Source organism: Thalassomonas actiniarum, assembly GCF_000948975.2.
GTDB classification, from domain to species: Bacteria; Pseudomonadota; Gammaproteobacteria; order Enterobacterales; family Alteromonadaceae; genus Thalassomonas; species Thalassomonas actiniarum.
This window is the reverse complement of record NZ_CP059735.1, coordinates 2,966,626-2,992,894: the sequence shown is the minus strand read 5'-3', so window position 1 is coordinate 2,992,894 and position 26,269 is coordinate 2,966,626. Positions and strand designations below refer to the sequence as shown.

Annotated in this window: 21 protein-coding genes and 15 tRNA genes; 12 read left to right on the top strand and 24 right to left on the bottom strand. The window is 48.0% G+C overall.

Features of this window, described 5'->3' with window-relative positions; genetic code table 11:
* Positions 1-23 precede the first annotated feature (23 nt).
* Positions 24-3,170 carry a serine/threonine-protein kinase gene (locus tag SG35_RS13060; protein ID WP_053043416.1) on the bottom strand — a complete coding sequence of 1,049 codons (3,147 nt, stop codon included), beginning with the start codon at positions 3,168-3,170 and terminating at the stop codon, positions 24-26.
* 413 nt (positions 3,171-3,583) lie between these two features.
* Here SG35_RS13060 and tssA point away from each other — a divergent pair, with 413 nt between their 5' ends.
* The 11 genes from tssA (at position 3,584) to SG35_RS13005 (ending at position 15,008) form a co-directional block, all read left to right on the top strand.
* Positions 3,584-4,618, top strand: coding sequence for a type VI secretion system protein TssA (tssA, locus tag SG35_RS13055; protein WP_044835748.1), 1,035 nt, complete (start codon positions 3,584-3,586; stop codon positions 4,616-4,618).
* Positions 4,619-4,629: 11 nt separating this feature from the next.
* Positions 4,630-5,148 (top strand): type VI secretion system contractile sheath small subunit, encoded by a 519-nt coding sequence (tssB, locus tag SG35_RS13050; RefSeq protein WP_044835747.1) that lies wholly within the window; start codon positions 4,630-4,632, stop codon positions 5,146-5,148.
* On the top strand, positions 5,141-6,631 hold the full coding sequence (gene tssC, locus SG35_RS13045; RefSeq protein ID WP_044835746.1) for a type VI secretion system contractile sheath large subunit: 1,491 nt from the start codon (positions 5,141-5,143) through the stop codon (positions 6,629-6,631). Before tssB ends, tssC begins: the two co-directional genes overlap by 8 nt.
* 29 nt (positions 6,632-6,660) lie before the next feature.
* Positions 6,661-7,143 carry an Hcp family type VI secretion system effector gene (locus tag SG35_RS13040; protein WP_044835745.1) on the top strand — a complete coding sequence of 161 codons (483 nt, stop codon included), beginning with the start codon at positions 6,661-6,663 and terminating at the stop codon, positions 7,141-7,143.
* Positions 7,144-7,181: 38 nt separating this feature from the next.
* Positions 7,182-8,021: a type VI secretion system accessory protein TagJ gene (locus SG35_RS13035; protein WP_053043415.1), complete on the top strand. Its 840-nt coding sequence runs from the start codon at positions 7,182-7,184 to the stop codon at positions 8,019-8,021.
* Positions 8,022-8,087: 66 nt separating this feature from the next.
* Positions 8,088-8,594 carry a type VI secretion system baseplate subunit TssE gene (gene tssE, locus SG35_RS13030; RefSeq protein ID WP_044835744.1) on the top strand — a complete coding sequence of 169 codons (507 nt, stop codon included), beginning with the start codon at positions 8,088-8,090 and terminating at the stop codon, positions 8,592-8,594.
* Positions 8,595-10,463: a type VI secretion system baseplate subunit TssF gene (gene tssF / locus SG35_RS13025; protein WP_044835743.1), complete on the top strand. Its 1,869-nt coding sequence runs from the start codon at positions 8,595-8,597 to the stop codon at positions 10,461-10,463.
* Positions 10,427-11,443 carry a type VI secretion system baseplate subunit TssG gene (gene tssG, locus SG35_RS13020; RefSeq protein ID WP_044835742.1) on the top strand — a complete coding sequence of 339 codons (1,017 nt, stop codon included), beginning with the start codon at positions 10,427-10,429 and terminating at the stop codon, positions 11,441-11,443. The genes tssF and tssG overlap by 37 nt, the downstream gene beginning before the upstream one ends.
* A 12-nt stretch (positions 11,444-11,455) precedes the next feature.
* Positions 11,456-14,191: a type VI secretion system ATPase TssH gene (gene tssH / locus SG35_RS13015; RefSeq protein WP_044835741.1), complete on the top strand. Its 2,736-nt coding sequence runs from the start codon at positions 11,456-11,458 to the stop codon at positions 14,189-14,191.
* A gap of 29 nt (positions 14,192-14,220) precedes the next feature.
* Positions 14,221-14,568 carry a hypothetical protein gene (locus SG35_RS13010; protein WP_044835740.1) on the top strand — a complete coding sequence of 116 codons (348 nt, stop codon included), beginning with the start codon at positions 14,221-14,223 and terminating at the stop codon, positions 14,566-14,568.
* Positions 14,565-15,008: a pentapeptide repeat-containing protein gene (locus tag SG35_RS13005; RefSeq protein ID WP_053043414.1), complete on the top strand. Its 444-nt coding sequence runs from the start codon at positions 14,565-14,567 to the stop codon at positions 15,006-15,008. Before SG35_RS13010 ends, SG35_RS13005 begins: the two co-directional genes overlap by 4 nt.
* Here SG35_RS13005 and SG35_RS13000 read toward each other — a convergent pair.
* From SG35_RS13000 to SG35_RS12890, 23 genes are all read right to left on the bottom strand, one after another.
* On the bottom strand, positions 15,005-15,253 hold the full coding sequence (locus tag SG35_RS13000) for a hypothetical protein (RefSeq protein ID WP_044835739.1): 249 nt from the start codon (positions 15,251-15,253) through the stop codon (positions 15,005-15,007). The genes SG35_RS13005 and SG35_RS13000 overlap by 4 nt on opposite strands.
* Before the next feature lie 114 nt (positions 15,254-15,367).
* A complete protein-coding gene (locus SG35_RS12995; RefSeq protein ID WP_044835738.1) occupies positions 15,368-16,966 on the bottom strand; it encodes a diguanylate cyclase domain-containing protein in 1,599 nt (532 codons plus the stop codon).
* Between the two features lie 274 nt (positions 16,967-17,240).
* A complete protein-coding gene (locus SG35_RS12990; RefSeq protein WP_044835737.1) occupies positions 17,241-17,678 on the bottom strand; it encodes a universal stress protein in 438 nt (145 codons plus the stop codon).
* 250 nt (positions 17,679-17,928) lie between these two features.
* On the bottom strand, positions 17,929-19,500 hold the full coding sequence (locus tag SG35_RS12985) for a Na/Pi cotransporter family protein (protein WP_269082207.1): 1,572 nt from the start codon (positions 19,498-19,500) through the stop codon (positions 17,929-17,931).
* 272 nt (positions 19,501-19,772) lie between these two features.
* Positions 19,773-19,848: transfer RNA gene (locus SG35_RS12980), tRNA-Gly, on the bottom strand.
* 49 nt (positions 19,849-19,897) lie between these two features.
* A tRNA-Leu gene (locus tag SG35_RS12975) sits at positions 19,898-19,984 on the bottom strand.
* 60 nt (positions 19,985-20,044) lie between these two features.
* Positions 20,045-20,120: transfer RNA gene (locus SG35_RS12970), tRNA-Gly, on the bottom strand.
* A gap of 51 nt (positions 20,121-20,171) precedes the next feature.
* A tRNA-Cys gene (locus tag SG35_RS12965) sits at positions 20,172-20,245 on the bottom strand.
* 41 nt (positions 20,246-20,286) lie between these two features.
* Positions 20,287-20,362 (bottom strand) — tRNA-Gly (locus tag SG35_RS12960).
* A gap of 54 nt (positions 20,363-20,416) precedes the next feature.
* A tRNA-Leu gene (locus SG35_RS12955) sits at positions 20,417-20,503 on the bottom strand.
* Between the two features lie 51 nt (positions 20,504-20,554).
* Positions 20,555-20,630: transfer RNA gene (locus tag SG35_RS12950), tRNA-Gly, on the bottom strand.
* A gap of 52 nt (positions 20,631-20,682) precedes the next feature.
* Positions 20,683-20,769: transfer RNA gene (locus tag SG35_RS12945), tRNA-Leu, on the bottom strand.
* 47 nt (positions 20,770-20,816) lie between these two features.
* Positions 20,817-20,892 (bottom strand) — tRNA-Gly (locus SG35_RS12940).
* A 42-nt stretch (positions 20,893-20,934) separates the two neighbouring features.
* Positions 20,935-21,021 (bottom strand) — tRNA-Leu (locus SG35_RS12935).
* A 173-nt stretch (positions 21,022-21,194) separates the two neighbouring features.
* A tRNA-Gly gene (locus tag SG35_RS12930) sits at positions 21,195-21,270 on the bottom strand.
* Between the two features lie 40 nt (positions 21,271-21,310).
* A tRNA-Gly gene (locus tag SG35_RS12925) sits at positions 21,311-21,386 on the bottom strand.
* Positions 21,387-21,435: 49 nt separating this feature from the next.
* Positions 21,436-21,522: transfer RNA gene (locus tag SG35_RS12920), tRNA-Leu, on the bottom strand.
* A 3-nt stretch (positions 21,523-21,525) separates the two neighbouring features.
* A tRNA-Cys gene (locus SG35_RS12915) sits at positions 21,526-21,599 on the bottom strand.
* A 58-nt stretch (positions 21,600-21,657) separates the two neighbouring features.
* A tRNA-Gly gene (locus tag SG35_RS12910) sits at positions 21,658-21,733 on the bottom strand.
* 135 nt (positions 21,734-21,868) lie between these two features.
* Entirely contained in the window at positions 21,869-22,459 is a 591-nt protein-coding gene (pgsA, locus tag SG35_RS12905; RefSeq protein WP_044836344.1) for a CDP-diacylglycerol--glycerol-3-phosphate 3-phosphatidyltransferase, read from the bottom strand.
* A gap of 48 nt (positions 22,460-22,507) precedes the next feature.
* Complete coding sequence (gene uvrC / locus SG35_RS12900; protein WP_044836345.1) at positions 22,508-24,355, bottom strand: excinuclease ABC subunit UvrC; 1,848 nt, start codon at positions 24,353-24,355, stop codon at positions 22,508-22,510.
* 101 nt (positions 24,356-24,456) lie between these two features.
* Complete coding sequence (uvrY, locus tag SG35_RS12895) at positions 24,457-25,101, bottom strand: UvrY/SirA/GacA family response regulator transcription factor (RefSeq protein WP_044836343.1); 645 nt, start codon at positions 25,099-25,101, stop codon at positions 24,457-24,459.
* 188 nt (positions 25,102-25,289) lie between these two features.
* Positions 25,290-25,544 (bottom strand): hypothetical protein, encoded by a 255-nt coding sequence (locus tag SG35_RS12890; protein ID WP_044836342.1) that lies wholly within the window; start codon positions 25,542-25,544, stop codon positions 25,290-25,292.
* A 151-nt stretch (positions 25,545-25,695) separates the two neighbouring features.
* Between SG35_RS12890 and fabA the strand changes: the two genes are divergently transcribed.
* Positions 25,696-26,211, top strand: coding sequence for a bifunctional 3-hydroxydecanoyl-ACP dehydratase/trans-2-decenoyl-ACP isomerase (gene fabA / locus SG35_RS12885; protein WP_044836341.1), 516 nt, complete (start codon positions 25,696-25,698; stop codon positions 26,209-26,211).
* Positions 26,212-26,269: the final 58 nt, after the last annotated feature.

Below are 26,269 nucleotides of genomic sequence, written 5' to 3'. Positions count from 1 at the left end.
TTAAAACCCGGGAGATCTCTGTATTAATTATTGGAGTTTTTCTCCAGCAATGCCATTTTCGATTTTAAAACCGCCAGTTCCGGCCTTGACGGCGCCAGCTTGGCCAGACGGTCATAAAATACCCGGGCTTTTGTTAACTCCCCCTGGTTCAGGTATCCGTCCGCCATGCTCACCAACTGTTTATAGATACGGTCCAGACCTTTTTTTGCCAGCGCATTTTCCGGATCTATCGCCAATACCTGCTGATAAAAATAATGGGCGCTGTTATTCCAGGGTAAGGTAAGGTTACCGCTTTTGGCCCGCGCCTTGGCTTTTTGAATTTTATCGGGAATCGAAGCCCGCAAACTGGCCTGTCTTTCATCCCATTGCGCCTGGGCAAATTCAAGATCTTGGTATAGCTTGATAAACCCGGGATCTTTTTCAAGATAAGGCGCCAGGCTTGCCATTTTTTTCCGTGTCAGGGTCAAGCGGTTACGCTTTATGTCTTTTGACAGCAAGTTAAACAGCTCGGCTTTGACCACCTGATATCCGCCGCTTGCCTTTTCATGCTCCGGCGATACTTGTAACAGCCGGGCATAGGCCAAAGTAGCCTCAAGCCATAATGCCTTTTGACTTGCCCCCTCGGCTTCTGCCAAAAGCAGCTTGCTGGTATGTAATTTATCTTTTTCAGCGATTTCATCTTGTATCTGGTTAAACAGGTTAACCGCCAGCGGATTATCGGGATTTAAAGTGATCGCCCGCTCCAGTGCCGTTAGCACCACAGGGTAATTTTCAGCGGCGCTGCGCTCCTGGGCAAAGGTGAGAAACAACTCGCTTAAACGCCGGTAGCCCTCAAGCGCCTGCAGCTCAAACGGCTGCTGCAATAGCACCTTACGATAAACATTCAGGGCCGAAGTTAAACGGTTAAGGTTAAGGGGATAGTACTGCAAGTCCCTCTCTCCCTGGGCCAGCAAAGCTGTTAACTGTGCCTGCGCCATAGGTTTGTTTCCACTCTGAGCCGCTTTTTCCTGCAGAGTGTTATTGAGAGCAATCACCCGCTGCTGATCACTGGCAATACGCGAGAGCCGGTAAATCGCCTGGCGGGCGCTGCTGATATCCGAGCGCTTTATCGCCTCTGTCGCCTGCTGCTCTAGCGCTGTGACAATGGCATCAAGTCCCTTAACAGCGCTGACATTATCCTGCTCAAGCTCCAGTACCATAACATAAAGAAAATAGGCGCTGAGTCCGGCTTCGGCATAATAATTCTTTTGCTCGAAAGCACTTTTTGCCTGTTGCAGATAACGTTCGGCCTGTCTGGCCTTAAGCGCTGCTTTTTGCTGTGCCAAAATAGCATTATCGGCATAGCCGTCAATACCGGCATCAAGGGAGCGGACCTTGGGATGATCCGGCATCAAGGCACGGGCAATTGCCAGGAGCTGCTTCGCTTGTTCAAGAGCGCGTTCCCGGACAAACATCTTGCCGCTGTCGACGGCTTTATGGAAAATCACCGCTTTAAGGGTGTCTACCTCCTGGTTTTCCGGTTGCAGGCTTGCCAGCTGCTGCTGTTTTGCCAGCAGGTTTTCAATTTGCGCCGCGCTGAGCTTTTCAACCTTTAATCCTTTACTAATTTGTGCCATTAAGGTACGGATTTTTTCCCGTGTTTGCTGTTGTCCGTGTACCTGCCGCTCAAGGGCATCCAACTGGCGGGTAAAAGCATTCAACTGGGGATGTTCACTGTCTATGCTCGCCAAATCCTGCAAAAGGGCGCTCGCTTTTGCAGCTCGACGGCTTGCCAGCAACCGGGACAACTGCCCCTCCATGCCCTTAATGCTTTGATCCAGCCCCTGCCTGGCCGGTAAGTTTGTGCTATCGTGTTGTAAAATCTTGGCAAATGCATCCGCCGCCTGTGTATATTCCAGATGACTCAACGCCAGCTCTGCCCGGCTAAACAGCTGCTGTTGAGCAACTTGTAATTTAACATCCTCTTCTTGTTCACCGATAAACGGCAGCAACAGCATCCATGAAATAAGAACGACCGGTACCGCCACCATAAACATATTTTTTATCCGGGGAAATGCCGGAGCCTGCTGACACTTAACAGATAAGTTTTTCCCCCACTGGGTTATTTGGCGTAAAGACTTGCTGAGCGACTTTATTAACCGGACACAATAATCCCGGGTTTGTTTCACCGGTAAATGGGCAACTTTATCCTTGAGCACGGCATAATACTTGGCGATATAACGACCGGACTTTCCGGCATAAACGGTCACTTTTTCCTGCATCAACGACATAAAAGCAGAAATATTAACGGTTTTGTGCTGCTCGGCCATTTGCCGTTTGTTTAACGCACTGTTCAATTCGCTACGGGAATAGACCACAGTGTCCTGGTGCTCTTCCTCGGCCAGGGCCTTAAGGGCCTCATACATGTCGAGTCCGCTGGCATACCTGTCCCCGGGTTTTTTCGCCATGGCCGTATTTAAAAACGTCTGATAACGCTCAAATTTTTTCGGTAATAGCGGGATAGCCTCATTTAAGTGCTTAATCGCGGTACCGACAGGCGTAGTGGCTTCATAGGGGACTTTTTTGGTAAGCATTTCATAAAAGACCACTCCCAGGCTATATAAATCGGAGCGCCCGTCAAGTTCATCCCCCATCGCCTGCTCCGGGCTCATGTATTTTGGGGTGCCCATCACACTGCCGGCAATGGTCATATTGGTCTTAGAGTCTTCCCGGCGGGCAATGCCAAAATCTGCCAGGGCAAAACTACCGTTTTCACGGATCAAAATATTGCTGGGTTTAATATCCCGGTGAATAACCCCTTTGCTGTGGGAAAAGTCCAGGGCAAGCGCCATTTCACCGATACATTGGTGCGCCAGCTTAAGATCTAAGTCATTATGGATAATGCCGGCAAGATCACCGCCAGAAATGTATTCCATGGATAAAAAATTGTGATCATTGATATGGCCGACGTCATAAACCTGAATAATATTCGGGTGCATCAATTTGGCAGAGATTTTGGCTTCACGGACAAAACGCTCGCTGAAACTTTGATCAGCATTTAAGCTTTCATCCATTATTTTTAAAGCGACTTCACGATCCAGGTTAATATGTCTCGCCTTATAGACGGACGCCATGCCCCCCTTCCCTAGCAATTCCATGATTTCGTAGCCGGGTATTGCAATTTCCGACATAATTTTACCTTTGCCAGTTAGCCATAGCTCCTTATCCTGAACGTATTCATCAATCGTCTGCTAGCAAAATTCCCTGTTTGAAACCGGCGATTAAAGCCCGTCAGTGTGCACCGGCCCCCTTGGCCCCGCCAAGGTCAATAGCACAGGAGGAATGTAGAAAAAGTACTATAAAGCCCCGTTAGCCCGTAAAATATAGCAGTTAGATTTTCCGCTGCCCAGTTTCTGCCCAAATCAATTTCAATCAAGGTGTTGCTTAGCCTGTACTGCCATTGCATTGTGCTATATTTGAACTATGCTTACTGCGATCTATGGGCTTTGATAATGCCCTCAAGGCAAGCGTCAAAGCTCATTGGGTGTATCGTCACACTATCTCTGTCGGATAGCTTTGATCATAAATCACGTTGGCGCTCAGCATGGATTACTATCAGGTAATTACAGCAATAATCAGCAATGATTCTCCCTGTGGCAAAAGCCTCGAAGATGACCCCGGGGTAGAAGCGCTTTATTTTCAAGCCGAAGGTCAGCCAGAGCGTTTTGACGGCAACCATACCCTGCCCGCCACCCCGCCCGACTGGGCCGAAATAGAAAAAGCCGCCGCCGGTTTTTTAACACAAAGTAAAGACCTCAACCTGGTTGTTCTGCTTTGCCAGTGTGCCCTTAACCGTCAGGGGATAGCTAAATTCAGCGAATGTTTAACCGCCCTGGATACCCTGCTCAATGACCACTGGGCTGACTTGTTCCCCCCCCTGGATGACGGCGATGCCACCGAAAGGTTATCGGCATTGGCAAACCTCAACCATATCAGCAAAACGGTTGCGCCGTTAAAAAACATTCAGCTGGCTAAATCAGGGCTTTTTGGCCCTTTGTGCCTCAAGGATCTGGAAGCCCTTGAAATAACCAATACCGACGGCCTCGAAGGATTGAATGAAAGCCAGGTCAGGGCAATTTTTAAAGATACCGACCAAGCACTATTATCCCGGCTATTTGCGCAAATAACGACTTGCCCCGGGCAATTAAAAACCCTGGCGGCGAGTTTCGCCCGCCAGGATCCCCGGGGGCAGTCCCCGAATTTTGATGACTTACTTGCCGTGCTGGGAAAGATTCACCAACAGCTTGTCAAATATGCAAACCTTAGCGAAAAAAACCTTAACGCAGAAGAAGCAAGCGTTCCTGTGGGAGAGTCCGCCATGCAGACAACCATGCAAACAACCATGCAACGTTCAGCCAGCGGCAATAACGGAACAATCTCTTGCCGGGCCGATGTTGAACAGGCCATAGACAATATCTGCGATTATTTTCAACAGCATGAACCCTCCAGTCCGGTTCCTTTATTGTTAAAAAGAGCAAAGACTCTGATTAATAAAGATTTTATGCAAATAATGAATGATCTCGCCCCCAATGGTGCCGATCAGGTCAAAGCCCTTGCCGGCATAACTGAGCAAGATTAAGGAGAAAACAGGTGTCAAACAGCGGTCAGAAATTTATTGGTAGAAACCGGGCCCCCCGGGTGCAAATTGAATACGATGTCGAACTTTACGGCGCCGAAAAGAAAGTTCAGATCCCGTTTGTAATGGGGGTCCTGGCAGACTTAAGCGGCAAGCCGGAAGAAGCACTGCCGGCAATCTCAGAGCGCAAGGCCCTGGAAATCGATGTCGATAACTTCGATGACAGGTTAAAGTCGGTCAAACCCAGGGTAGCATTTCGCGTGCCCAATACCATGACTGGCGAAGGGGAGCTCAGTGTCGATGTCTCTTTTGAAAGTATGGATGACTTTTCGCCGGCGGCCATTGCCGCAAAGGTCGACGGCTTAAAAGACTTATTCAAGGCCAGGCAACAATTGGCCAACCTTATTACCTATATGGACGGTAAAGAAGGTGCGGAAGAGCTGATCCAAAAAGCCATTGCCGATCCGGCCCTGCTCGAGGCCTTGATTTCTGCCCCGAAAGCAGATGCACAAGAGGAAAACCAAGATGACTGATGCAAAAGAATCGCTGCAGGGAGAAGGCGAAGTCCTGACTTCGGATACCTTTTCCCAGTTATTGCAAAAAGAATTTAAACCTAAATCCGATCGGGCCAGGGAAGAAGTCGAAAATGCCGTACAAACCCTGGCGCAATATGCCCTGAAGGACATACAGCTGATCAGCGAAGATACGGTGCGTTCGATAGAAGCCATAATCAGTGCCTTAGACGAGAAAATGAAAACCCAGCTAGATGCCGTTATGCACCATGATGATTTGCAAAAACTCGAAGGCACTTGGCGCGGATTGCATTACCTGATCAATAACACAGAAACCGACGAGTTTCTCAAAATTCGGGTGATGAATGTCAATAAGCTGGAGCTGGGCAAAAACCTGAAGAAATTTGCCGGTACCGCCTGGGATCAAAGCCCAGTCTTTAAAAAACTCTATGAAGAAGAATACGGCCAGTTCGGCGGCGAACCATACGGCTGTCTGGTGGGGGATTATTATTTCGATAACAGTCCAGGCGATGTCAAAATGCTGGCCAATATTGCCAAAGTCAGCGCCGCCTGCCACGCCCCTTTTATCGGTGCGGCATCACCGAAAATGCTGCAAATGGATACCTGGTCAGAGCTGACCAATCCCAGGGATCTGACGAAAATCATGTCGACCCCGGATTATGCCCCCTATAATTCCCTGCGCGAGTCTGACGATGCCAAATATATTGCCCTGGCCATGCCCAGGGTTTTAGCCAGACTGCCCTACGGGGCCGATACCGAACCGGTGGAAGAATTCGATTATGAAGAAGACAGCTCAGGGGCCGACTCCAACAAATATACCTGGATGAATGCCGCCTTTTCCATGGCAGTGAACATTAACCGCTCTTTTAAACTCTACGGCTGGTGCTCAAGGATCCGCGGCATAGAATCCGGTGGTGCGGTGGAAGGTTTACCGGTACACACCTTTCCCAGCGATGACGGCGGCGTTGACATAAAGTGCCCGACCGAAATCGCCATCAGTGACCGGCGCGAAGCCGAATTGTCAAAAATTGGCATGATGCCGCTTATTCACAAAAAAAATACCGACTTGGCCGCCTTTATCGGCGCCCAGACCATACAAAAACCGATCGAATACGACGACCCCGATGCCACGGCAAATGCGGCACTGGCAGCGAGGTTGCCTTATTTATTCGCCTCTTGCCGTTTTGCCCATTACCTCAAATGTATCGTTCGGGACAAAATCGGCTCCTTTAAAGAGCGTGAAGACATGCAGCGCTGGCTGCAAAACTGGATATTAAACTATGTCGACGGCGATCCGGCCAATTCAACCGAAGAAACCAAAGCAAGAAAACCGCTGGCGGCCGCCGAAGTGACGGTTGAAGAAATAGAAGGCAGCCCCGGCTATTACAGCGCTAAATTTTATCTCAGGCCCCATTACCAGCTGGAAGGGCTGACGGCTTCATTAAGACTGGTATCAAAACTACCTTCCATTAAGCAAGGTTGATTGACAACGATTGATAGAGGAGAAAGATCATGGCTGTTGACATATTTCTACAACTCGATGGCATCGAGGGGGAGTCTATCGACGACTCCCATGCCCAGGAAATCGATATATTATCCTGGAGCTGGGGCATGTCCCAAAGCGGCACCATGCATATAGGCGAAGGGGGCGGCGCGGGTAAAGTGAATGTCGAAGATATCTCCTTTACCAAGTTCATCGATAATGCCTCCCACGCCCTGATGTTGCGCTGCGCCTCGGGTGAGCATATCCCCAGCGCTAAACTCACCGTCAGGAAGGCGGGAAAAGTCCCGCTGGAATACATTATTATGACCTTTACCGACTGCCTGGTCAGTTCTATATCCACCGGCGGCTCCGGCGGAGAAGACCGGCTGACGGAAAATATCTCGTTAAACTTTGCCGAAGTGAAATTCGAGTACTCCAAACAGAAAAAAGACGGCTCAGGTGAAGCGGCGAAAGAATTTGCCTGGAATATTCCCAAAAATGTCAGCGTATAAGCAAATGATCTTAACGAGCAGCTTGTGGAGGGCAACAGGTGGAAGCTGAACAATTATTAAAAAATCAGCAGCTTAATTTGTGCCTGGAACAAACTTGCCGGCAAGTTCAACGTGCTCCGGATAACATCAGACAACGAGTTTTTTTGTTTCAGCTACTGTGTGTGATGAACCAGTTTAACCGGGCAAGCGAGCAACTGAGCATACTGGCAGAGTTAAGCGACAGCAACCTGGCATTAAAAAACACTTACCAGGCGCTGATTAACGCAGAAAAATCCCGCTTGCAAGTCTTCAACGGCTCCCGGGCGCCGATCATTTTCGGACAGCCCGGCGAATGGATCAGCTATTACCTCCAGGCCCTGGTCAGTTTTAAAGAAAACAATATCCTTCGGGCGAAAAAAGAAATAGAGACAGGTGCCTCCCTGGCCCCGGCCATGGGGGGCAGTATCAATGATAAACCTTTTTTATGGCTGGCCGATGGCGATGTTCGCCTGGGCCCGCTGTTGGAGATCATTATCAAGGGCAACTATTACTGGTTACCCTTTACCCGGATAAAAAAACTCATCATAGATGATTTTGAAGATTTACGGGATCTAGTGTGGTGTCCCTGCCACCTGACCCTGGAAAACCAGGGAGAAATGATCGCTTTTATTCCCAGCCGCTATCCGTTGTTATCTTATCCCGGGTTTGACATCGAGCAGGATCCTCCCGTAAATGATGCCGACAGCCATGCCAGGCACTGCCTGGCAAGCGGCACCTCATGGCAAGCCCCAGAGGAAAACTTTTATATCGGCCAGGGACTGAGACGTTTTATTACCGATAACGGCGAATATGCCCTGTCCGAAGTCAATACCATTATCCTGGACCAGGGCCCGACATGAACAGGTACAGCCAGTTAATATGCATCACCCGGGCTCAGCTTGCCGCCAGCAAAGGAGCAGTGCTTTATGCCTGAGCTCAGCCCCCAGGAACGGTTGCAGCCGTCACTGCTTGACCGGCTGACCGATGATGCCCCCGACAAAAGCTCAGAGCCCAGGGAAAAACGCATTATCTCGGTCAAGGCGTTAAAAAATTCAGTGCAAAGGGACCTTTCCTGGTTGTTAAACACCCGCAATTTATCTCCCCTGCTGGCGAAAAAAGACTACCCCGAAGTCACTTGCTCGGTGCTAAATTACGGACTCAGTGAATTAACCGGTATCAGCAGCGCTTCCCTGCGCCGGGACAAGCTTGAACGGGATCTGCTCAAGGCGATTAAACAATTTGAACCCAGGCTGATCACCGACACCATAAGATTGTCCGCCCATGTCAATACCACAGAGGCCAATGCCAATGCCGTAACCTTTGAATTAACCGCCCAGATGTGGGCCCAGCCGCTGCCACTGCAGCTTTATGTCGAAGCCGAAATGGATTTGGAAAATGGCGCATTTTCCTTTAAAGGGCAAAGGACTGACTAAATGGATCCCCGTTTACTTGATTTATACAATCAAGAGCTGAAATTTATCCGCGAAATGGGAGCCGAGTTTGCACAGGAATACCCGAAAGTGGCAGCCCGTCTCGGCCTGGAAGGCTTTGACTGTGCAGACCCTTATGTGGAAAGATTACTGGAAGGCTTTGCCTTTTTAACGGCAAAAATACAATTGCAACTGGACAATCAGTTTCCCCACTTTACCGAGAACCTGCTCAATCATTTATTTCCAAGCTTTCTGATGCCAACCCCTTCCATGGCCATCTGCCAGTTTGAACCGGATCCTGAAGAAGGCAGTCTGCTTGGCGGTATGGCGGTGCCCCGGGGCACTTCCCTCATCTCTGGCTTAAGCAAGGGGGAGCAAACCAGTTGTGAATATCAAACCGCACAGCCCTTTACCCTATACCCGTTAACTATCGAGGAGGGGGAATACCTCAATGCCCAATCGGTTGCCGCCCTAAACACGGGACAGGCACATCGGCAAAAACATTATTCTGCTATCCAACTGACGATAAGTTGCGATCCCCTTTATCGCCTGGCCGACATCGATGCGGATCAGCTGGAATTCTATTTACGGGGCCCGGAAGCCCTGCCCATGCATTTGTTTGAGTTATTGTATACCGGCTTTAACCAGCTCAAATTCAGGGAAAACAACAAAGGCAGCTGGCAAACGGAGCAACACCCGGTGACGCTTACGTGCAAACAGCTTGACCGGAATAAGGCGCTGATGCCCTATAACCCGCGTTATTTTGACGGTTTCCGCCTGCTGCGGGAATATTTTTTATTTCCCAAGCGCTTCTTATTCCTGACCTTAACCGGCCTGAAACCCATATTACAAAGAACCAACGGCCACCAAGTGCAATTATTGCTGCTGTTGTCCCGGGAAGACCGGCGCCTGGAAAACCTGATCACCTCAGATAACTTTTCATTATTTTGCGTGCCCGTCATTAATCTGTTCAGTAAAAAAACCGATCGCATCAAGGTTTCACCGGGCCAAAGCGATTACCATGTAGTGGCGGATAAACTCAGACCCTGTGACTACGAAATCTGCGATATTCAAACCCTGACGGGCTTTAGCGCCGGCGTACAGGAACAGGCAAACTTCTCTCCTTTTTACGCCGGTAAAACCCGGGGCAGCACAGGCAATTATTTTGCCATCAAAAGAAAACCGCGAAAATTAACCGCTAAACAAAAAAATTACCGCGGGCGAAGCAGTTACATAGGAACGGAAACGTTTATCAATCTTGTCGAGCAACAGCAGACAGATACCTCACAGCCCCTGAGTCAATTGTCGGTGACCGCCCTTTGCTCTAACCGGGATTTACCTATCCTGATGCCCCTTGGCAAGGGCAGCACGGATTTTACCCTGGATATCAGCCTGCCCTGCCAGAAAATCCGTTGTCTGGAAGGACCAACCCGCCCCGCACCACCGATAACCGGCGGTGAAATGAATTGGGAGATCATCAGTCAGTTGACCTTTAACTACTTAGGTATTGACACCCGGGATACACAGGGCAGCACCCGGGCGATAAAACAACTGATGAGTTTATTTGCCGATAAAAATGATGTTGCCGCCGTCAAACAAATTGAAGGGCTCCACGCCGTTCACTTTACCTCCGTCACCCGCCGTATTCCCCTGCCCGGTCCCATCTGTTTTGCCCGGGGGCTGGCTATAGAGCTGGTGCTTGATGAGGCTTGCTTTGAAGGGGCCGGGGTATTTTTACTGGCACTGGTTTTAGAGCAATTTTTTGCCCGCCTGGTCAGCATCAATACTTTTACCCAGCTGACGGTTAGCACCACAGATAACAAGGAGATATATACTTGGCCGGTACGCATGGGAATGAAAACGAGTTTATAAAACACATACTCGAGCAAAAGTCATATCTTGAATATGAGCTGTTTGCCTTGCTGCGGGCCATTGAACGCCTCAGTCCCCTCTATCCCGGACTGGGGTGCTCCAAAACGCCAAGGGATGATCCGGTGCGCCTGGGGCAAAGTCCGTTACTGGCCTTTTTTCCTTCCGCCATCAGCGAAATAAAAAAACATCCGGATAAACACTTATATAAAATAAAGAACAGTTACTGGGGACTGTTTGGCTGCAACGGACCACTGCCCACTCACCTGAGCGAATATGCGCTGCAACGAAAAATAGCCAAAAAAGATGCCACCTTATGTGAGTTTGCCGATATTTTTCATCACAGGTTATTGTCCCTGTATTACCGTGCCTGGAAAACCGGGCAAGCGAGTCTGCATTTCGATAAAAGCACCAATAACGAATTCCACAAACATATCAGCGCCTTATCCCGAAATAAGAGCTTCGAGCAGCAAAAGCAAAGCACTGCGCTGCTCTATTGCGGTTTGCTGACCAATAAAAATACCAGTTTAGCCGTAATCGAGCAGATACTTGCCCACCAGCTGGCGGTAACAACCAAGCTGTTACCTTTACAGGGACAATGGTTGCAGATAGATGCCAAAGATCTCAGCCTGCTGGGTAAAAGCAACAGCCATTTAGGCAAAAGCGCCATTAACGGCAGGCATGTTTTTGACCGCTTAAATAAGATCTGTCTTTGCCTGTCCCGGTTGAGTTTAAGGCAATACCTAAGTTTTTTACCCCGGGAGGCAGGCCATAGGGAGCTGCGCAGCTTAGTTAACCTGCTGGTCCCCGAAGAAATGACCATTGAAGTGCAATTGACATTAAGGCCGGGACACGCAACATCGAGCCATTTAAAAAATAACACCCACCTCGGTTTTAACAGCTGGCTCGGCAACCAGTCCTGCTGGATAACAACAATGGCCGGGCAACAAAAGTCTTATTTACTGCAACGGGAGTCACCTTAACGGAGCAAAGTTATGGCAGAGATCAGCAGGATATCTTTATTTGGCAAGCTCAACTCGTTGGCATTTAAAGCCGTAGAAAGCGCTACTGTTTTTTGTAAGTTACGGGGTAACCCCTATGTAGAGATCAGTCACTGGCTGCACCAGATATTACAGCTGGATGACTCGGATTTACACCGCATTATCCGGCATTACCAACTTGATTTGGCGACATTACTCAAAGCACTGACTCAGTCGCTAGATCAATTACCCCGAGGCGCCAGCAGCATTTCCGATTTTTCCCACTTTCTTGAACTGGCCATAGAAAGAGGCTGGGTCTACAGCAGCCTGGTTTACCAACAAAGCCATATCCGCACCGGCACCTTACTGGTGGCCATGCTCAAAACCCCTGAGCTGAAAAATACCCTGTGCGCCATTTCTCCACAATTTGCCCGGATAAATGCCGAGTCTTTAAGCGATGAACTTGAAGATATTATTCAAGCGTCCTGCGAGCAGCAGTTATCCGCCAATGATATTTCAGATCAGCTGCGCCAGGCCGGGCAGCCGGGTGAAGCCAGCAGTGCCCTCCCCCCGGACAGTTCAGCCACTCTGGGGGAAGGTGAAGCCCTGAGCCGCTTTACTACAGATTTAACCGAGCAGGCCAAACAGGGCAGTTTAGATGCCATCGTTGGCCGGGATGAAGAGATCCGCCAGCTCATCGATATCCTGATGAGGCGCCGCCAAAACAACCCGATATTAACCGGTGAAGCCGGTGTCGGTAAAACCGCCGTGGTGGAAGGTTTTGCCCACAGATTAAACAAAGGGGATGTGCCCCCCAAGCTGCTCGGGGTGCGCTTGAAACTGCTCGATATCGGTTTACTGCAGGCCGGCGCCAGCATGAAAGGAGAATTTGAGCACAGGCTCAAACAGGTAATAGCTGAAGTGCAATCCTCTCCTGTGCCGATTATTTTATTTATCGATGAAGCCCATACTTTGATCGGCGCCGGTGGCAGCGCCGGCACTTCGGATGCCGCCAACCTGCTCAAACCTGCCCTGGCGCGGGGAACCTTAAAAACCATAGCGGCAACAACCTGGGCGGAATACAAAAAACATATCGAAAAAGATCCCGCCCTCACCCGGCGCTTCCAGGTGGTAAAAGTCGCCGAGCCGGATGAGGCAAAAGCCGTGATCATGCTGCGTAACCTCACCCGGCTCCTGCAGGAACACCACAGGGTGGACATCCTGGATGAAGCGGTCGAAGCGGCGGTAAAGCTCTCCGCCCGCTATATCAGTGCCCGCCAGCTGCCGGATAAGGCGGTCAGTTTGCTCGATACCGCCTGCGCCCGGGTAGCCATCAGCCAGCATGCCACGCCGCCGCAACTCGAAGACAGCCAGCGGCAAATCGAACAGCTTAACCTGGAACAGCATATTTTAACCGAGGAAACCCGGCTCGGGCACGCTCATGCAAAAAAATTGGCCGCCGTCGATAAGGCACTGGCACAACAAACCAGCCTCGCCGCCGAGCTTAACAAACGCTGGCAACAAGAAATCGACCTGGTTGAGGAAATAACCGCATGTAAGCAGGAACTCTGTGAGCATATTCCAGGTCCGGCCCCCAATCCAGACAAAGAGCAAACGACAACAGAAACAGCGCATAAGCAAAAACAGAAAAAAGACAAAAAGCACACGGCATTATCGAAAAAGCTGACCTTAGCGCAAACGGCTTTACAGACATTGCAACGGGAAGAACCCTTGATTTTGCCGGCAGTGGATTATCAGGCGGTGGCCTCGGTTGTCGCCGGCTGGACCGGGATCCCTGTGGGTAAGATGGTTAAAGACGAGGTAGAAAATATCCTTAAGCTCAGTGAAATCCTGGGGCGCCGGGTTATCGGCCAGGATCATGCGATGGAGATGATCAGCAAACGTATCCAAACCGCCAGGGCCGGATTGGACAACCCCAATAAACCCATAGGGGTTTTTATGCTGTGCGGCCCTTCCGGGGTCGGAAAAACCGAGACCGCACTGGCCCTGGCAGAAGCCATGTATGGCGGAGAGCACAACCTGATCACCATCAACATGAGTGAATTTCAGGAAGCCCATACCGTATCGACCCTAAAAGGTGCCCCGCCGGGATATGTCGGTTACGGCGAAGGCGGCATACTCACCGAGGCCGTGCGCAGAAAGCCCTATTCCGTGGTATTGCTGGATGAAATTGAAAAAGCCCATCCGGATGTCCATGAGATTTTTTTTCAGGTCTTTGATAAAGGCATTATGGAAGACAGCGAAGGCAGGCTGATCGACTTTAAAAATACCCTGATTTTGCTTACCTCCAATGTCGGCAGCGAATTAATCACAGGTTTGTGCCGGGATCCGGCGTTAATGCCTGCGCCACAAGGCATGAACCAGGCTTTACGTGCGCCTTTGCTAAAAGTTTTCCCGCCTGCACTGTTAGGGCGCCTGGTCACCATTCCCTTTTATCCGTTATCAGCGGATATGCTGGCAGCCATCGCCCGGCTGCAACTTGAGCGTATTAAAAAGCGGGTCGCACTCGAGCATCAGGTTCCTTTTAACTATGATGATAAGGTGATAGCACTTATCGTGTCCCGCTGCGCCGAGCTTGAAAGCGGCGGCCGTATGATAGATGACATCCTGACCAATTCCCTGCTGCCGGCCATTAGCCGCCATTACCTGAACAGCCTGCTTGAAGGAAAAGTGGTGAAACAGATCTCGGTAAAGGTTAAAGATAATGAATTTATTTATAACTACCAATAACAGATAACCAATAACGGACAGCTAATAAAATGGACTCGCTGAAAAACAAAACCTTATGGGACTGGATGGGGCTGTTATTTATACCTATGGCCTTGCTCATCGGCGGTTACCTGCTTAACCAAAGCCAGATCAAACAGCAAAATAACATTGAAGAAGCCCGCATTAAGAGGCAAAGCCGGCGTATCAGCGAGCAGCGTTTTATTGAAGATGAACGTAACTATATCAATATTCTCAATAACTTTCGCCGATCTATTACCGATCTGATGATTAACGGCAGCCTCAATGACAGCGGCTATCACCCGGTTTCTGTGCAGGCAGCCACGGCACTGACCGCTTCCACCGCCCCCCAGCTTGACGGCGAAAGAAAGGGCAAATGATCATTTTTTTATATAATGCCCGGTTGATCATGAAGGATAATCCCAGGATTTATTTAGCAGATATCGACTTATCCGGGGCAAACCTGGCCAATACCCGCCTTGTCGGTATTAATCTGAGAAAAAGCAATTTATCACGGGCCAAGTTTGCCCATGCCGATTTAAGCCAAGCCAATTTGACTTCGGCACAGTTAACCGATGCCGATCTGGGCCAGAGCAAATTAATAGCAACAAATTTTACCGACGCCAGGCTAAGGGGCACCGCCATCAGCGAGCACCCTGATCACACCTCTGTAAAAGAAAACCAGGAGTTAATTAAACGCTTAAGCCGGGCCCAACATTGGCAAGAGGCCATTTTCAGTTCTCAATTACAAAAAGCAATCAAACACTTACCCCAAAGTAGCAAAACGGCCAATGAAAAAACCTTAAATTTCAACGATTAACTGTCCTGAGCAGTATTTAAGGCCTGAACGACGAAACTCTCTATGTTATGTAGGGAGTTGCCGCTTTTCGGACCCGGTAAAAATACACCGCTGTCGGTAAGATGGTAGATATTAAAATGGCTACCGTTTTCACACACGGCAAAACGTTTAGCCTCCCGGTGAAAATAAATTCTGCTTTTATCTTCTCTGGTCACCTGGTACTGCGGGCAGCCCTTAATCGCCCGTTTAATTAACTCAAAGTCCATTTTCAGTTTGTAATCTTGCCTTAAGGTATAATTACTTTAATCAATACAAAAGCATATCGCAAAACCTTTCATGCAAAAATACCGATCCCCGTCCCAAAGCCCCCGCCGGCAGCATTATTGACAAAGGGTTACCCGGCTTTTTTCGCTTTTATCACTGAGATCTTGATATAGCATGCCCCGGTTACGCCCGGCAGCCTTTGCCGCATACAGTGCCAGATCTGCCTGGTGCAACACCTGCTGGTAACTTTCAACAACCGGTATTTGTGAAAAATCGCGATAAATAGCAGCGCCAACACTGATGGTGACATAGATTTGCGTATTCGACGCCGGATGGGGAATTTCCAGCCGCCGGATACAATTGACAATTTTTTCGACATTATGACGCAAACCATCGACATCGGTGTTACTGATCACGATAACAAATTCTTCACCGCCATAGCGGGCCACCAGGTCGTCCGCCCTGTGCATACAATTTTGCAAGGCCCGGGCTACCTGGGCCAGAGCTTCATCGCCCTCTTGATGGCCGTAAAAATCGTTAAAAGCCTTAAAGTGGTCAATATCGCACATAATAACAGCCAAAGGTGAGCGGTTTCTTTGCATCAACAGCCACTGATGTTCGATATGGCCGACAAAGGCCCTGCGGTTGGCAATTTTTGTCAGGTGATCGAGCAAGGATAAGTCTTCGAGCAATTGCTTTTGCTTATTCACTATCTCCACCAGGCTATTAAACCTTTGCGCTGCCTTATCCATTTCATAAATATTAAAACGCACATGCAGGGGTTTTAACTTGTTGCTGGTCGCCATTTCCTTCATGCGCTCAATAACAAGCTCCAAACGGGTCACCAGCAATTTATTGGTGGTGATCACACCAAAGAGCAGCAAGAACAATAATATCGACAACACAATAATGAAATGGCTGTCGATTAATTCCATGGTAATGGTTTTATCATGGCCTATGGTCAGTAAGATCACCGGCTTGCCATTGATATCGTGAATAAGCCGCTGGCGCTGATAGGAAAAGCCTTCGCTGCTGACGGGCAAGCTCAGTCCGGGAATATCCTGATATTGCCCACCGCCGGTAAGTACTTCGGCCCGGATATTAAGGTTCAGTTTTTCAGACATCCCCTCAAAACGGCTTTCGTGCAGTTTATGGATAAACACCAGGGTGCCGATATTCTCGCCGCTTTTGTCCGAATGCCTGATTTGTGTTGCGGAAAAAGCAACCGGACCAAATTGACTGCTTAGAATCCCGGTACGGTTAGGCACACCTAAATATTCCTGCCTTGGCAATACCGACTTATTCTCGGGGTATTTTTCAAAATCAAACAGCTCTGAAGAATAACTTTTACCGGTTAAGTGATCATAACTTTTCGAAAACACCTGCTTGAAATCCCGATCCAGATAAAAGACACCGTCATAGGCCAGAGTTATAAAGCCGGGATCGCCGTAGTTCTCGGCAATAAACTCGTCATTGGGCTGCTGCATAAAGCGGTAGTTGCTGTCCCAGACGGCATAATCATAATTTACCGCCTGGTTGCGGGTGATCTCGCTGGAAATTTCATGCTTTAGCGCCGCCAGCTGGCGGTCATGCAACAGGGACAGAGTCGCTTCAAAGCGGGGAATTTCGATAAAATAGCGATAACCAAGTAAAGCAGTTGTTAAAATGCAAATAAAAATAAACAGGTAAATCAGGACTATTTTTCGAAACTTCATCAATAAGATCAACCTTATACAGCAAATAGAAAATGTCCGGGACGATAAGATTTCCTTTCAATAGACCATTGATAACAGACAATTTACTTTAAGGCAAAGCGTAAAAGAAGAAAAGCATAATCGTGCCTGCTGGCAGAGAAATTGTCAGCCGTGACAGGATTTTACCCTAACAGGGATTAAATAAGACAATGAAAAACAGAGCATTAAGCCAACTAATGACAAAGCTAGAATCATGGACCCCGACAGTTGGCTTTTCTAAATGTCACTTGTTCCGCTATGGCACCAGAACAATGGGAATGCCTATGCAATGGGCAAGTTTATTGGCTACGCTGCCCAGCAACAAATCGGTAATGCGGGAGCGACCGCGTCTGCCGACAAACAGCATATTGGCATGCTGTGCCTTGACCTGGTCACGCAGCACTTCTACCGGCTCGCCCCACATCATCTCATAATCGATTTTGACTCCGCTATCCGCGTATTTTTCCTGTAACGGCGCAAAGATATTTTTTGTCACATAGGCTTCTTCATCCCTGGTATTTACCGAAGGGGTTACAAAACCTTCAGCCACTATCGGTTGCATCCTTGACCAGTCCAAAACACAGAGCAATTTGACCCGGCTACCGTTACTTTTAGCCAGGGCCACCGCCCTTTGCGCAGCCCGCTCCGACCATTCACTGCCGTCTATTGCCACCAGATATAGATGTTTATCCATTTTGCCCCCTTAAGCTTTGCATTAACTAAAAAGAATTATTAGCGGGTTTGCTAATAGTTTAGTTCTGATTTTTCCATGACGAGTTGCTAAACCACTTCTTATTACTGAGCTGTTTATGGCCCATAACAAATCTTTAAAAAACCTTCAAAACAGTGTTTTGGGCTGCCCTAAAGACTTGCTTTTAATAAATATTATACTTTTGAGTGTTTTTTAAACAAGTATTTCTGACAAGCTTATGCGCCAGATCAAGTTACTCTTGTGCTGAAAATTCCCGGCAATGATAAACGCTCCTTGCCAGGTGATTAGTGATCCTTTGCAGCCACCTCAGCGCCTCCATATACTCCGTTGCCCGCGGTACCGTAATTTTTCCCAAAGCAATATCTGTCATTATCTTGTTTCTTACCGGCCCGAGCTGTTCGGTCAATTGCAAGCGCAGATCCCGGGCCAGTTGATGGGCTTGATGCCAGCGCTCATGTTGCAAATGCACAACTAAAGACTCAAGGTGCTGTAAAACATCGGGCCTGATATTTGCCAGCTGCTGCAAACTTACCAGGCTCTTTACCTGAAAAACTTCTTCATCACAGCGATGATGTAACCTGTGGAGATGGTCTAAAAAGTGTATCATTGCCAATAGCTTAGACCATTCTGCCTGATTCGTTTGCTCTAAATGGATACGATCGACAAACGAGCGGGTTTTTGCCAACGCTGTTTGTAAAGCCGCTAAATCACTCATTGATGCATCCAAGTTCTGCGCCAATAACCTCTTGATATGTATGATCAAGTCTATTAACTGCAATTGACTTGAAGAAAATACCGCATTTACGGCAATACTCGGATCAGACAATAAACTTGTCTCTAACTGCCTGGTATAAGGAGATGAGACATCCGGCACTATTTTCATCATCAACCGGGCAAAGTGTTCACTAAAAGGTAAAACCAACAGCACCCCGGTACCATTAAAAAAGGTATGGAAGGCCACCAGGGCGATTTCGCCGTTAACTTGTAGCTGACCCGGAGCAAAATATTGCCATGCCCAGGTATAAGGGGTTAGTAAAAGCAATGCCGCTATTGCCGTTAGCAGGTTATAGACAACATGTGCCCAGCCGGTTCTTCGCGCTCCTCCAGAGGTTCCTATGGTTGCCATCAGTGCGGTAATAGTGGTGCCGACATCCATACCTATAACCAGGGCCGCCGCCTGATTAAAGTTCACTGCCCCGGCATAAAGGGCGGTAAGGGCTGCGGCGACACCCGCACTGGAAGACTGGGTAATCACAGTGATCAAAATCCCCAAAGCAACCAACTTCAGGCGTCCGGTAAAATTATCAGGCGGAAATTGTGCCGGAGTGAGCAAATTTTCCACTCCTGCCATGCCTTGTTGCATCATGGTAATGCCGACAAAAATCAAACCAAAACCTGCCATTGATAAACCCAGGCTTGCCAGGTGTTTTCGGGCAAATAATTTCAATATTGCCCCTAAAAAAATAACCGGTAAGATCAAAGTGCCCAGCTTTAATTTGAAACCCAGCAATACCACCAGCCAGCCGGTAATGGTTGTACCGATATTAGCGCCAAAAATAATGCCCAAGGCACCGGAGAAGCTGATCAGGCCGGCACCGACAAAACCGACAGCAGCCACGGTTGTCGCACTGGAAGATTGCAAAATAGCGGTGCAAACGGCACCGGTCGCGGCGCCGGAATAAGGGCTTCGGGTAAAAGTCTTTAATGCCCTGCGCATGGCAGGTCCTGCCAGGGCATGCAGACCTTCGGTCATGATGATCATACCAAGCAGGAAAATTCCCAGACCGCCAATAGCCTGAAGCAAAGTTAATGAGGTTGTTATGCGACAACTTCCTGTCTGCTGATGGATGTTATCAGCATAGCTGGCAAATTAAGTTTTAGTAAACGCCAATAAAGAAATAGAAAGCATGGCCGGCACAAAAGTAAAAATGCATGATTCTGTTGAATTTATTGATTAATCACCAAAGGAGTAAGCAGCAGATGTCGCAAGTTTGATCTTATGTTTTACAAGAATTTGAATAGAACAGCTAAAGAAGCAGTGAACCATTATTGAATGGTTAATATTAGATGAGAGGATGGAGCGGCTAACGAGACTCGAACTCGTGACATTCACGTTGGCAACGTGATGCTCTACCAACTGAGCTACAGCCGCATGTAGAACTAAATTTTATCCTGATTTTACATCTCAACAAACGTTGAGATGGTACCCGGGGCCGGACTTGAACCGGCACGCTGTTACCAGCGAGGGATTTTAAATCCCTTGTGTCTACCAATTCCACCACCCGGGCAAAGCTTTTACTTGCCTATTCGTTAATTTAAACGAAAGGTAGTTAATTGGTTTAAGAAAATGGAGCGGCTAACGAGACTCGAACTCGTGACATTCACGTTGGCAACGTGATGCTCTACCAACTGAGCTACAGCCGCTTTGCATATTTTCTCTAACAGCCAAGAGACTCTTCGCTTCTTATCGCTAAATGGAGGCGGGTCCCGGAGTCGAACCGAGATCCACGGATTTGCAATCCGCTGCATAGCCATTCTGCCAACCCGCCATTTTTAGCTTTATCCTGTACAACACCCATACCCTGAATGTTGGAGCGGCTAACGAGACTCGAACTCGTGACATTCACGTTGGCAACGTGATGCTCTACCAACTGAGCTACAGCCGCTTCACTTTACTGAATCCCAACCCACATTTCACTTAACTTATTTGTTAATGAAGATGGTACCCGGGGCCGGACTTGAACCGGCACGCTGTTACCAGCGAGGGATTTTAAATCCCTTGTGTCTACCAATTCCACCACCCGGGCAAAGCATTGCTTTACCTACCGTTATCACTAACGTTAAGCAGTAAAATAAGTTGGAGCGGCTAACGAGACTCGAACTCGTGACATTCACGTTGGCAACGTGATGCTCTACCAACTGAGCTACAGCCGCATTTTGTTCTTCAGTTTTTATTTACATCTTACATATTAGCTAAACAGTAAGATGGTACCCGGGGCCGGACTTGAACCGGCACGCTGTTACCAGCGAGGGATTTTAAATCCCTTGTGTCTACCAATTCCACCACCCGGGCACAGTTTTCACTGGCCGTATCGTTAAATTAACGAAAAGGTAGTAAATTGGAGCGGCTAACGAGACTCGAACTCGTGACATTCACGTTGGCAACGTGATGCTCTACCAACTGAGCTACAGCCGCATAATTCTTTTTCTACTTACCGAACTTATTCAAATAATGAAATGGTACCCGGGGCCGGACTTGAACCGGCACGCTGTTACCAGCGAGGGATTTTAAATCCCTTGTGTCTACCAATTCCACCACCCGGGCAAAGCTGTCACTTCACCTACATTCATTACGAACAAGCAGTAAGAAATAAATGTGGAGCGGATAATAAGACTGCGTACTGAGGTGGAGAGTTGACATTTATTGTTCAACCCTATATCAGGCAGTTTTTCTTACCCTATCCGATGCAACTCTTCTATAAAAGAACTGCAAAAATTTGGAGCGGCTAACGAGACTCGAACTCGTGACATTCACGTTGGCAACGTGATGCTCTACCAACTGAGCTACAGCCGCATAATGCTTACCTATTACCAGGGAAGTCTTTAAAGAAAATTGGAGCGGCTAACGAGACTCGAACTCGTGACATTCACGTTGGCAACGTGATGCTCTACCAACTGAGCTACAGCCGCAATAAACTTCTTCTTTGTCTTCTTCACTCTCAACCTGAGCATGATGAAATGGTACCCGGGGCCGGACTTGAACCGGCACGCTGTTACCAGCGAGGGATTTTAAATCCCTTGTGTCTACCAATTCCACCACCCGGGCAAATGGAGGCGGGTCCCGGAGTCGAACCGAGATCCACGGATTTGCAATCCGCTGCATAGCCATTCTGCCAACCCGCCGTTTCATCAACACTGAGCTGAGTAGTATTCCTTAGAATCTTCTCTTTAAAAGAGAAACTGGAGCGGCTAACGAGACTCGAACTCGTGACATTCACGTTGGCAACGTGATGCTCTACCAACTGAGCTACAGCCGCTTCATCTGTTGACTCCCTGTCAACTGGGAACGCATTCTACATTGATATATTCGCGAGTCAACCATTTAATTTCAATTTTATTTCGACTGCCTAAAAAGCGGCTAATATGATGTTTTTTTAGCTAGAACACGGAAATTACGGGTGTTTTTTCGCCGTAAGTTCAGGCCAGGCTGCTCTGAAATAGGTCACCATAGACCAGAACGTTAAAACAGTGGCAATAAAATATAAGCCATAAGCGATGAACATAAATAATTCCTGGGGGAAATTAAAAAGGATCAGGGGAATATCGTAGTCGGGACGCCAGATAAGGCCGATCAATGCCAACATTTGCGCAGCGGTTTTGTATTTACCCATAGTAGATACCGCCACTTCATCCCTTTTTCCGCGGGAAGACATAAATTCCCGTAACGCGCTGATAAAGACTTCACGTGCCACCATGATCAGCGCCGGGATTGAAATCCACCACTGATGATAGTCCTGCACGATAATGACTAAAGCCGCGGTTACCATCAATTTATCCGCCACAGGATCAATAAAAGCGCCAAAAGCGGTTGATTGTTTTAACCGCCGGGCAAGATAACCGTCCAGCGCATCACTGATGGCGGCAAGCCAGAAGATAAATGCAGCACCGAAATGATGCCAGGAAACAGGTAGATAAAAAACAATAAGGAATACAGGTATTAATACAATTCTAAAAAAGGTGATTTGGTTGGGGATTGTCCACATAGATAACTTAGTGCAGTATTTTTTCTTTCATTTTACACAGATCGTTAATCAATTGTCATGTAATGCATCATAAATATTTTTTGCCAGCGCCTTACTGATCCCCGGCACTTTTTCTAATGCCTGGCGATCTGCCTGTTTTACTTCTTGCATTCCCCCCAGATATTTCAATAATGCCTGGCGTTTCTTGGCGCCTATGCCCGGGATAGACTCCAGTGTGGACTTTTTACTGGCTTTTTGCCGTTTTGCCCGGTGGCCGGTAATGGCGAACCGGTGGGACTCATCCCGGATATGCTGTACCAGATGCAAGGCCGGTGAAGAGCCGGGTAAAGAAATCAGCTGGTGGCTGCCGCCGAGGATCAGGGTTTCCAGCCCCGGTTTGCGCGACTCCCCTTTTGCCACCCCCACCAATAACGGCGTTTTCTCCAGGGCATTGTCCTGAATCAAGTGATGAAAGAAGTCTTCCGCCTTGGCCAGTTGTCCCTTGCCGCCGTCAATAAAGACAATATCGGGCAGGTTATCGCTTGAACTGATCTTGCTATAACGCTTGCTCAGGGCGAACGCCATGGCGGCATAATCATCTCCCGGAGTGATGCCATGCACGTTATAGCGGCGATAATCACTTTTTAACGGTCCTTCCTGGTTAAAGACCACGCACGAAGCCACGGTTTGCTGGCCCATGGTATGGCTGATATCAAAACATTCCATGCGATTGATACCGCCGGCCAACTCAAACACCTCATTTAGGGCAGTAAAACGAGCCTGCATCGACTCTTTATGGCTGTTGCGACTCGCCAGGGCATTTTCGGCGTTGGTACAGGCAAGTTTTAAATATTGCGCCCTTTCCGAGCGGACCTTAGTGGCAATTTTTACTTCATAGCCGGCCTGCTCGGTTAATAACCGGGCAATTTCACTGCTTAATTCAAAGTCTTCGTTGACGACGATTTCTTTGGGGATATTGCCTTGGGAAATTTCCCGGTTAAGGTAATGCTGACCGACAAAAGCACGGGTAATCTCACTGTTACTGGCATCACCAGGCACAGCAGGAAAGTAGCTTTTGCTGCCCAGTATTTTATGATCCCGGATAAAAAGCAGATGTACACAGACTTGGGACTTAAAGCGCGCCAGCCCTACCACATCCATTTCCGCCACCATGCCGGAAACATATTGCTGTTGCTGTACTTTACGCAAAGTGCCGATTTGATCGCGAATCTTCGCCGCCTGTTCAAACTCCAGCCGGGCGCTGGCTGCTTCCATCTGCTTCACCAGCACATCAATGACATCTGAGCTTTTCCCCTGCAGGAAAAGTTTTGCTAATCTCACCTGCTGCCGGTAATCGTCTTCGCTGATTTTATCGACACAAGGGGCTGAACAACGGCCCAGCTGATATTGCAGACAGGGACGGCTTCTTGCCCGGTAATAGCTGTCTTCACATTGACGGATAGGAAACAGCTTTTGCATCAAGCGTAAGCTCTCCCACACGGCGCCTACGGTGGGAAAAGGACCGAAGTAATCCCCTTTTTGGCGTTTGCCGCCGCGGTGCAGCCCAAGTTTTGGGTGTTTATGATCGCTGATCAATAAATAGGGATAGGATTTATCATCCCGCAGCAGAATATTATATTTGGGCTGATACTTCTTGATATAGTTATTTTCAAGGATCAGCGCCTCCCCTTCGGTATGGGTGACCGTAACATCTATCGCCTGAATTTGCCCGACCAGGGCCTTGGTTTTAGTGCTGCCGACATCTTTGCGGAAATAACTGGCCAAACGTTTCTTTAACTGTTTGGCCTTACCGACATAAATCACCTGCCGATCTTTATCGTACATACGATAAACACCCGGCTGCTCGGTTACCGAGGCGAGGAAGGCTTTGGCATCAAACCTGGTATCGGATACGATATCAGGTTTTTGCTCAAGCTTGCTGTCGGGCTTTTTTTCAGTCTCTTTATCAGACTTTTGATCAGACTCTTTATCAGACAATGGAGATACTTCAGACAAGACTAGAGTTTTTCGGTTTTTAACATGCCATGGCGAATCGCAAGATGGGTCAATTCAACATCATTACTGACATTGAGTTTTTCAAACATACGATAACGGTAACTGTTAATGGTTTTAGAGCTTAATGCCAGTTGTTCGGAAATATGGGGCACTTTCTCTCCCCGGGTGATCATCAACATGATCTGCAATTCACGCTCCGACAAAACATTAAACGGATTCTCTTCCACCGACTTAAACTGACTCAGCGCCATTTGCTGGGCAATTTCTGCCGGGATATAACGTTGACCGCTATTCACCGCCCGGATGGCATTCACCATTTCATCCGGTCCGGTACCTTTGGTCAGATAACCGGCAGCGCCAATTTGCATCACTTTAGTCGGAAACGGGTCTTCAGTATGTACCGTCAGCACGATCACTTTAACATCGGGAGCATAACGGATAATCTTCTTGGTTGCTTCCAAGCCGCCAATACCTGGCATATTCATATCCATTAACACCACATCGGGCTCATTTTTACGGCAAAACTGTACAGCTTCTTCTCCCGTTTTAGTTTCTCCTATTACTTTCAATCCTTTGACTTCATCGAGAATTTTTCGGATACCGGTCCGGACTAATTCATGATCATCAACTAATAAAACATTTATCAACGGGGTAGCACCTTTTAGGTATGTATGATGTTAACTACTGCTAGATTCCTAATCTGTTAAGAATATAGTGAATGCCGGGTTAACACAATCAAATTTCAGCATTTATTTCACTGTCTTGTTTGCTGTCACTATGCTTGCAGCTCGGTTTGCACTTGGGCTGATTTGCAAAACAGGATCCGTGGCGGCTTTTATAAGTCATGTTTGTTCAACCAGTTATTTAATAATGCGATTTGTCCGTTCTTATAGGCAGCATAAGTCAAACGCACCGCATTGCTTAAAATCACGCTGTCTGACCACTGGGTTTGCTCGGCGATCAATTGATAACACTTTAACGCCTCCGGTGTTAAATAGCCGCGCATTTCTTTTTTTCCGCCCTCTTTTTGCCGTTCTCGGTAACGCTTTTGCTTTTCGGCATTTGATAACGGTGCTTTCTTTTCGGTCATTTTTATTCTCCTTTACTGCCTGATAGAGAAACAATGGTTACGCATAACTCAACTTTTTGCAATTTTTTTCACTGCTCCGAGTTGTTTAGTGTACAAGTGTTCGCTAAAGTAGCGCCCTGAAATTATTATAATCTTATTTTGAAGTGAGCTCATGGAACAAAAAAGTGCGTATAGCAAAGAAGATCTGATCAAAACCGCTAACGGGGAAATGTTTGGTGAAGGCAACAGCCAGTTACCTTCTGACAACATGTTAATGATGGATCGCATCAATGTTATCAATGCCGATGGCGGCGAACATGGTAAAGGCGAAATCATCGCAGAACTTGATATTACTCCGGATCTTTGGTTTTTTGACTGCCACTTTAAAGGCGACCCTGTCATGCCCGGTTGTTTAGGCCTGGATGCCATGTGGCAATTAGTCGGTTTTTACCTTGGCTGGTCCGGCGGACCGGGCCGTGGCCGCGCCTTAGGTGTCGGAGAGGTTAAATTTACCGGACAAATCTTGCCGACGGCGAAAAAAGTCACGTATAAAATTACCCTTAAGCGTGTGATCAAGCGTAAATTATTTATGGGCATCGCCGATGGTTCGGTATTGGTTGACGGCCGCGAAATCTATACCGCCAAAGACTTAAAAGTCGGTTTATTCACGGATACGGCAAGTTTCTAATTTTTTGCCCAAGCCAGATAACATAAAAAACCCTCATCGATGAGGGTTTTTATCTGTT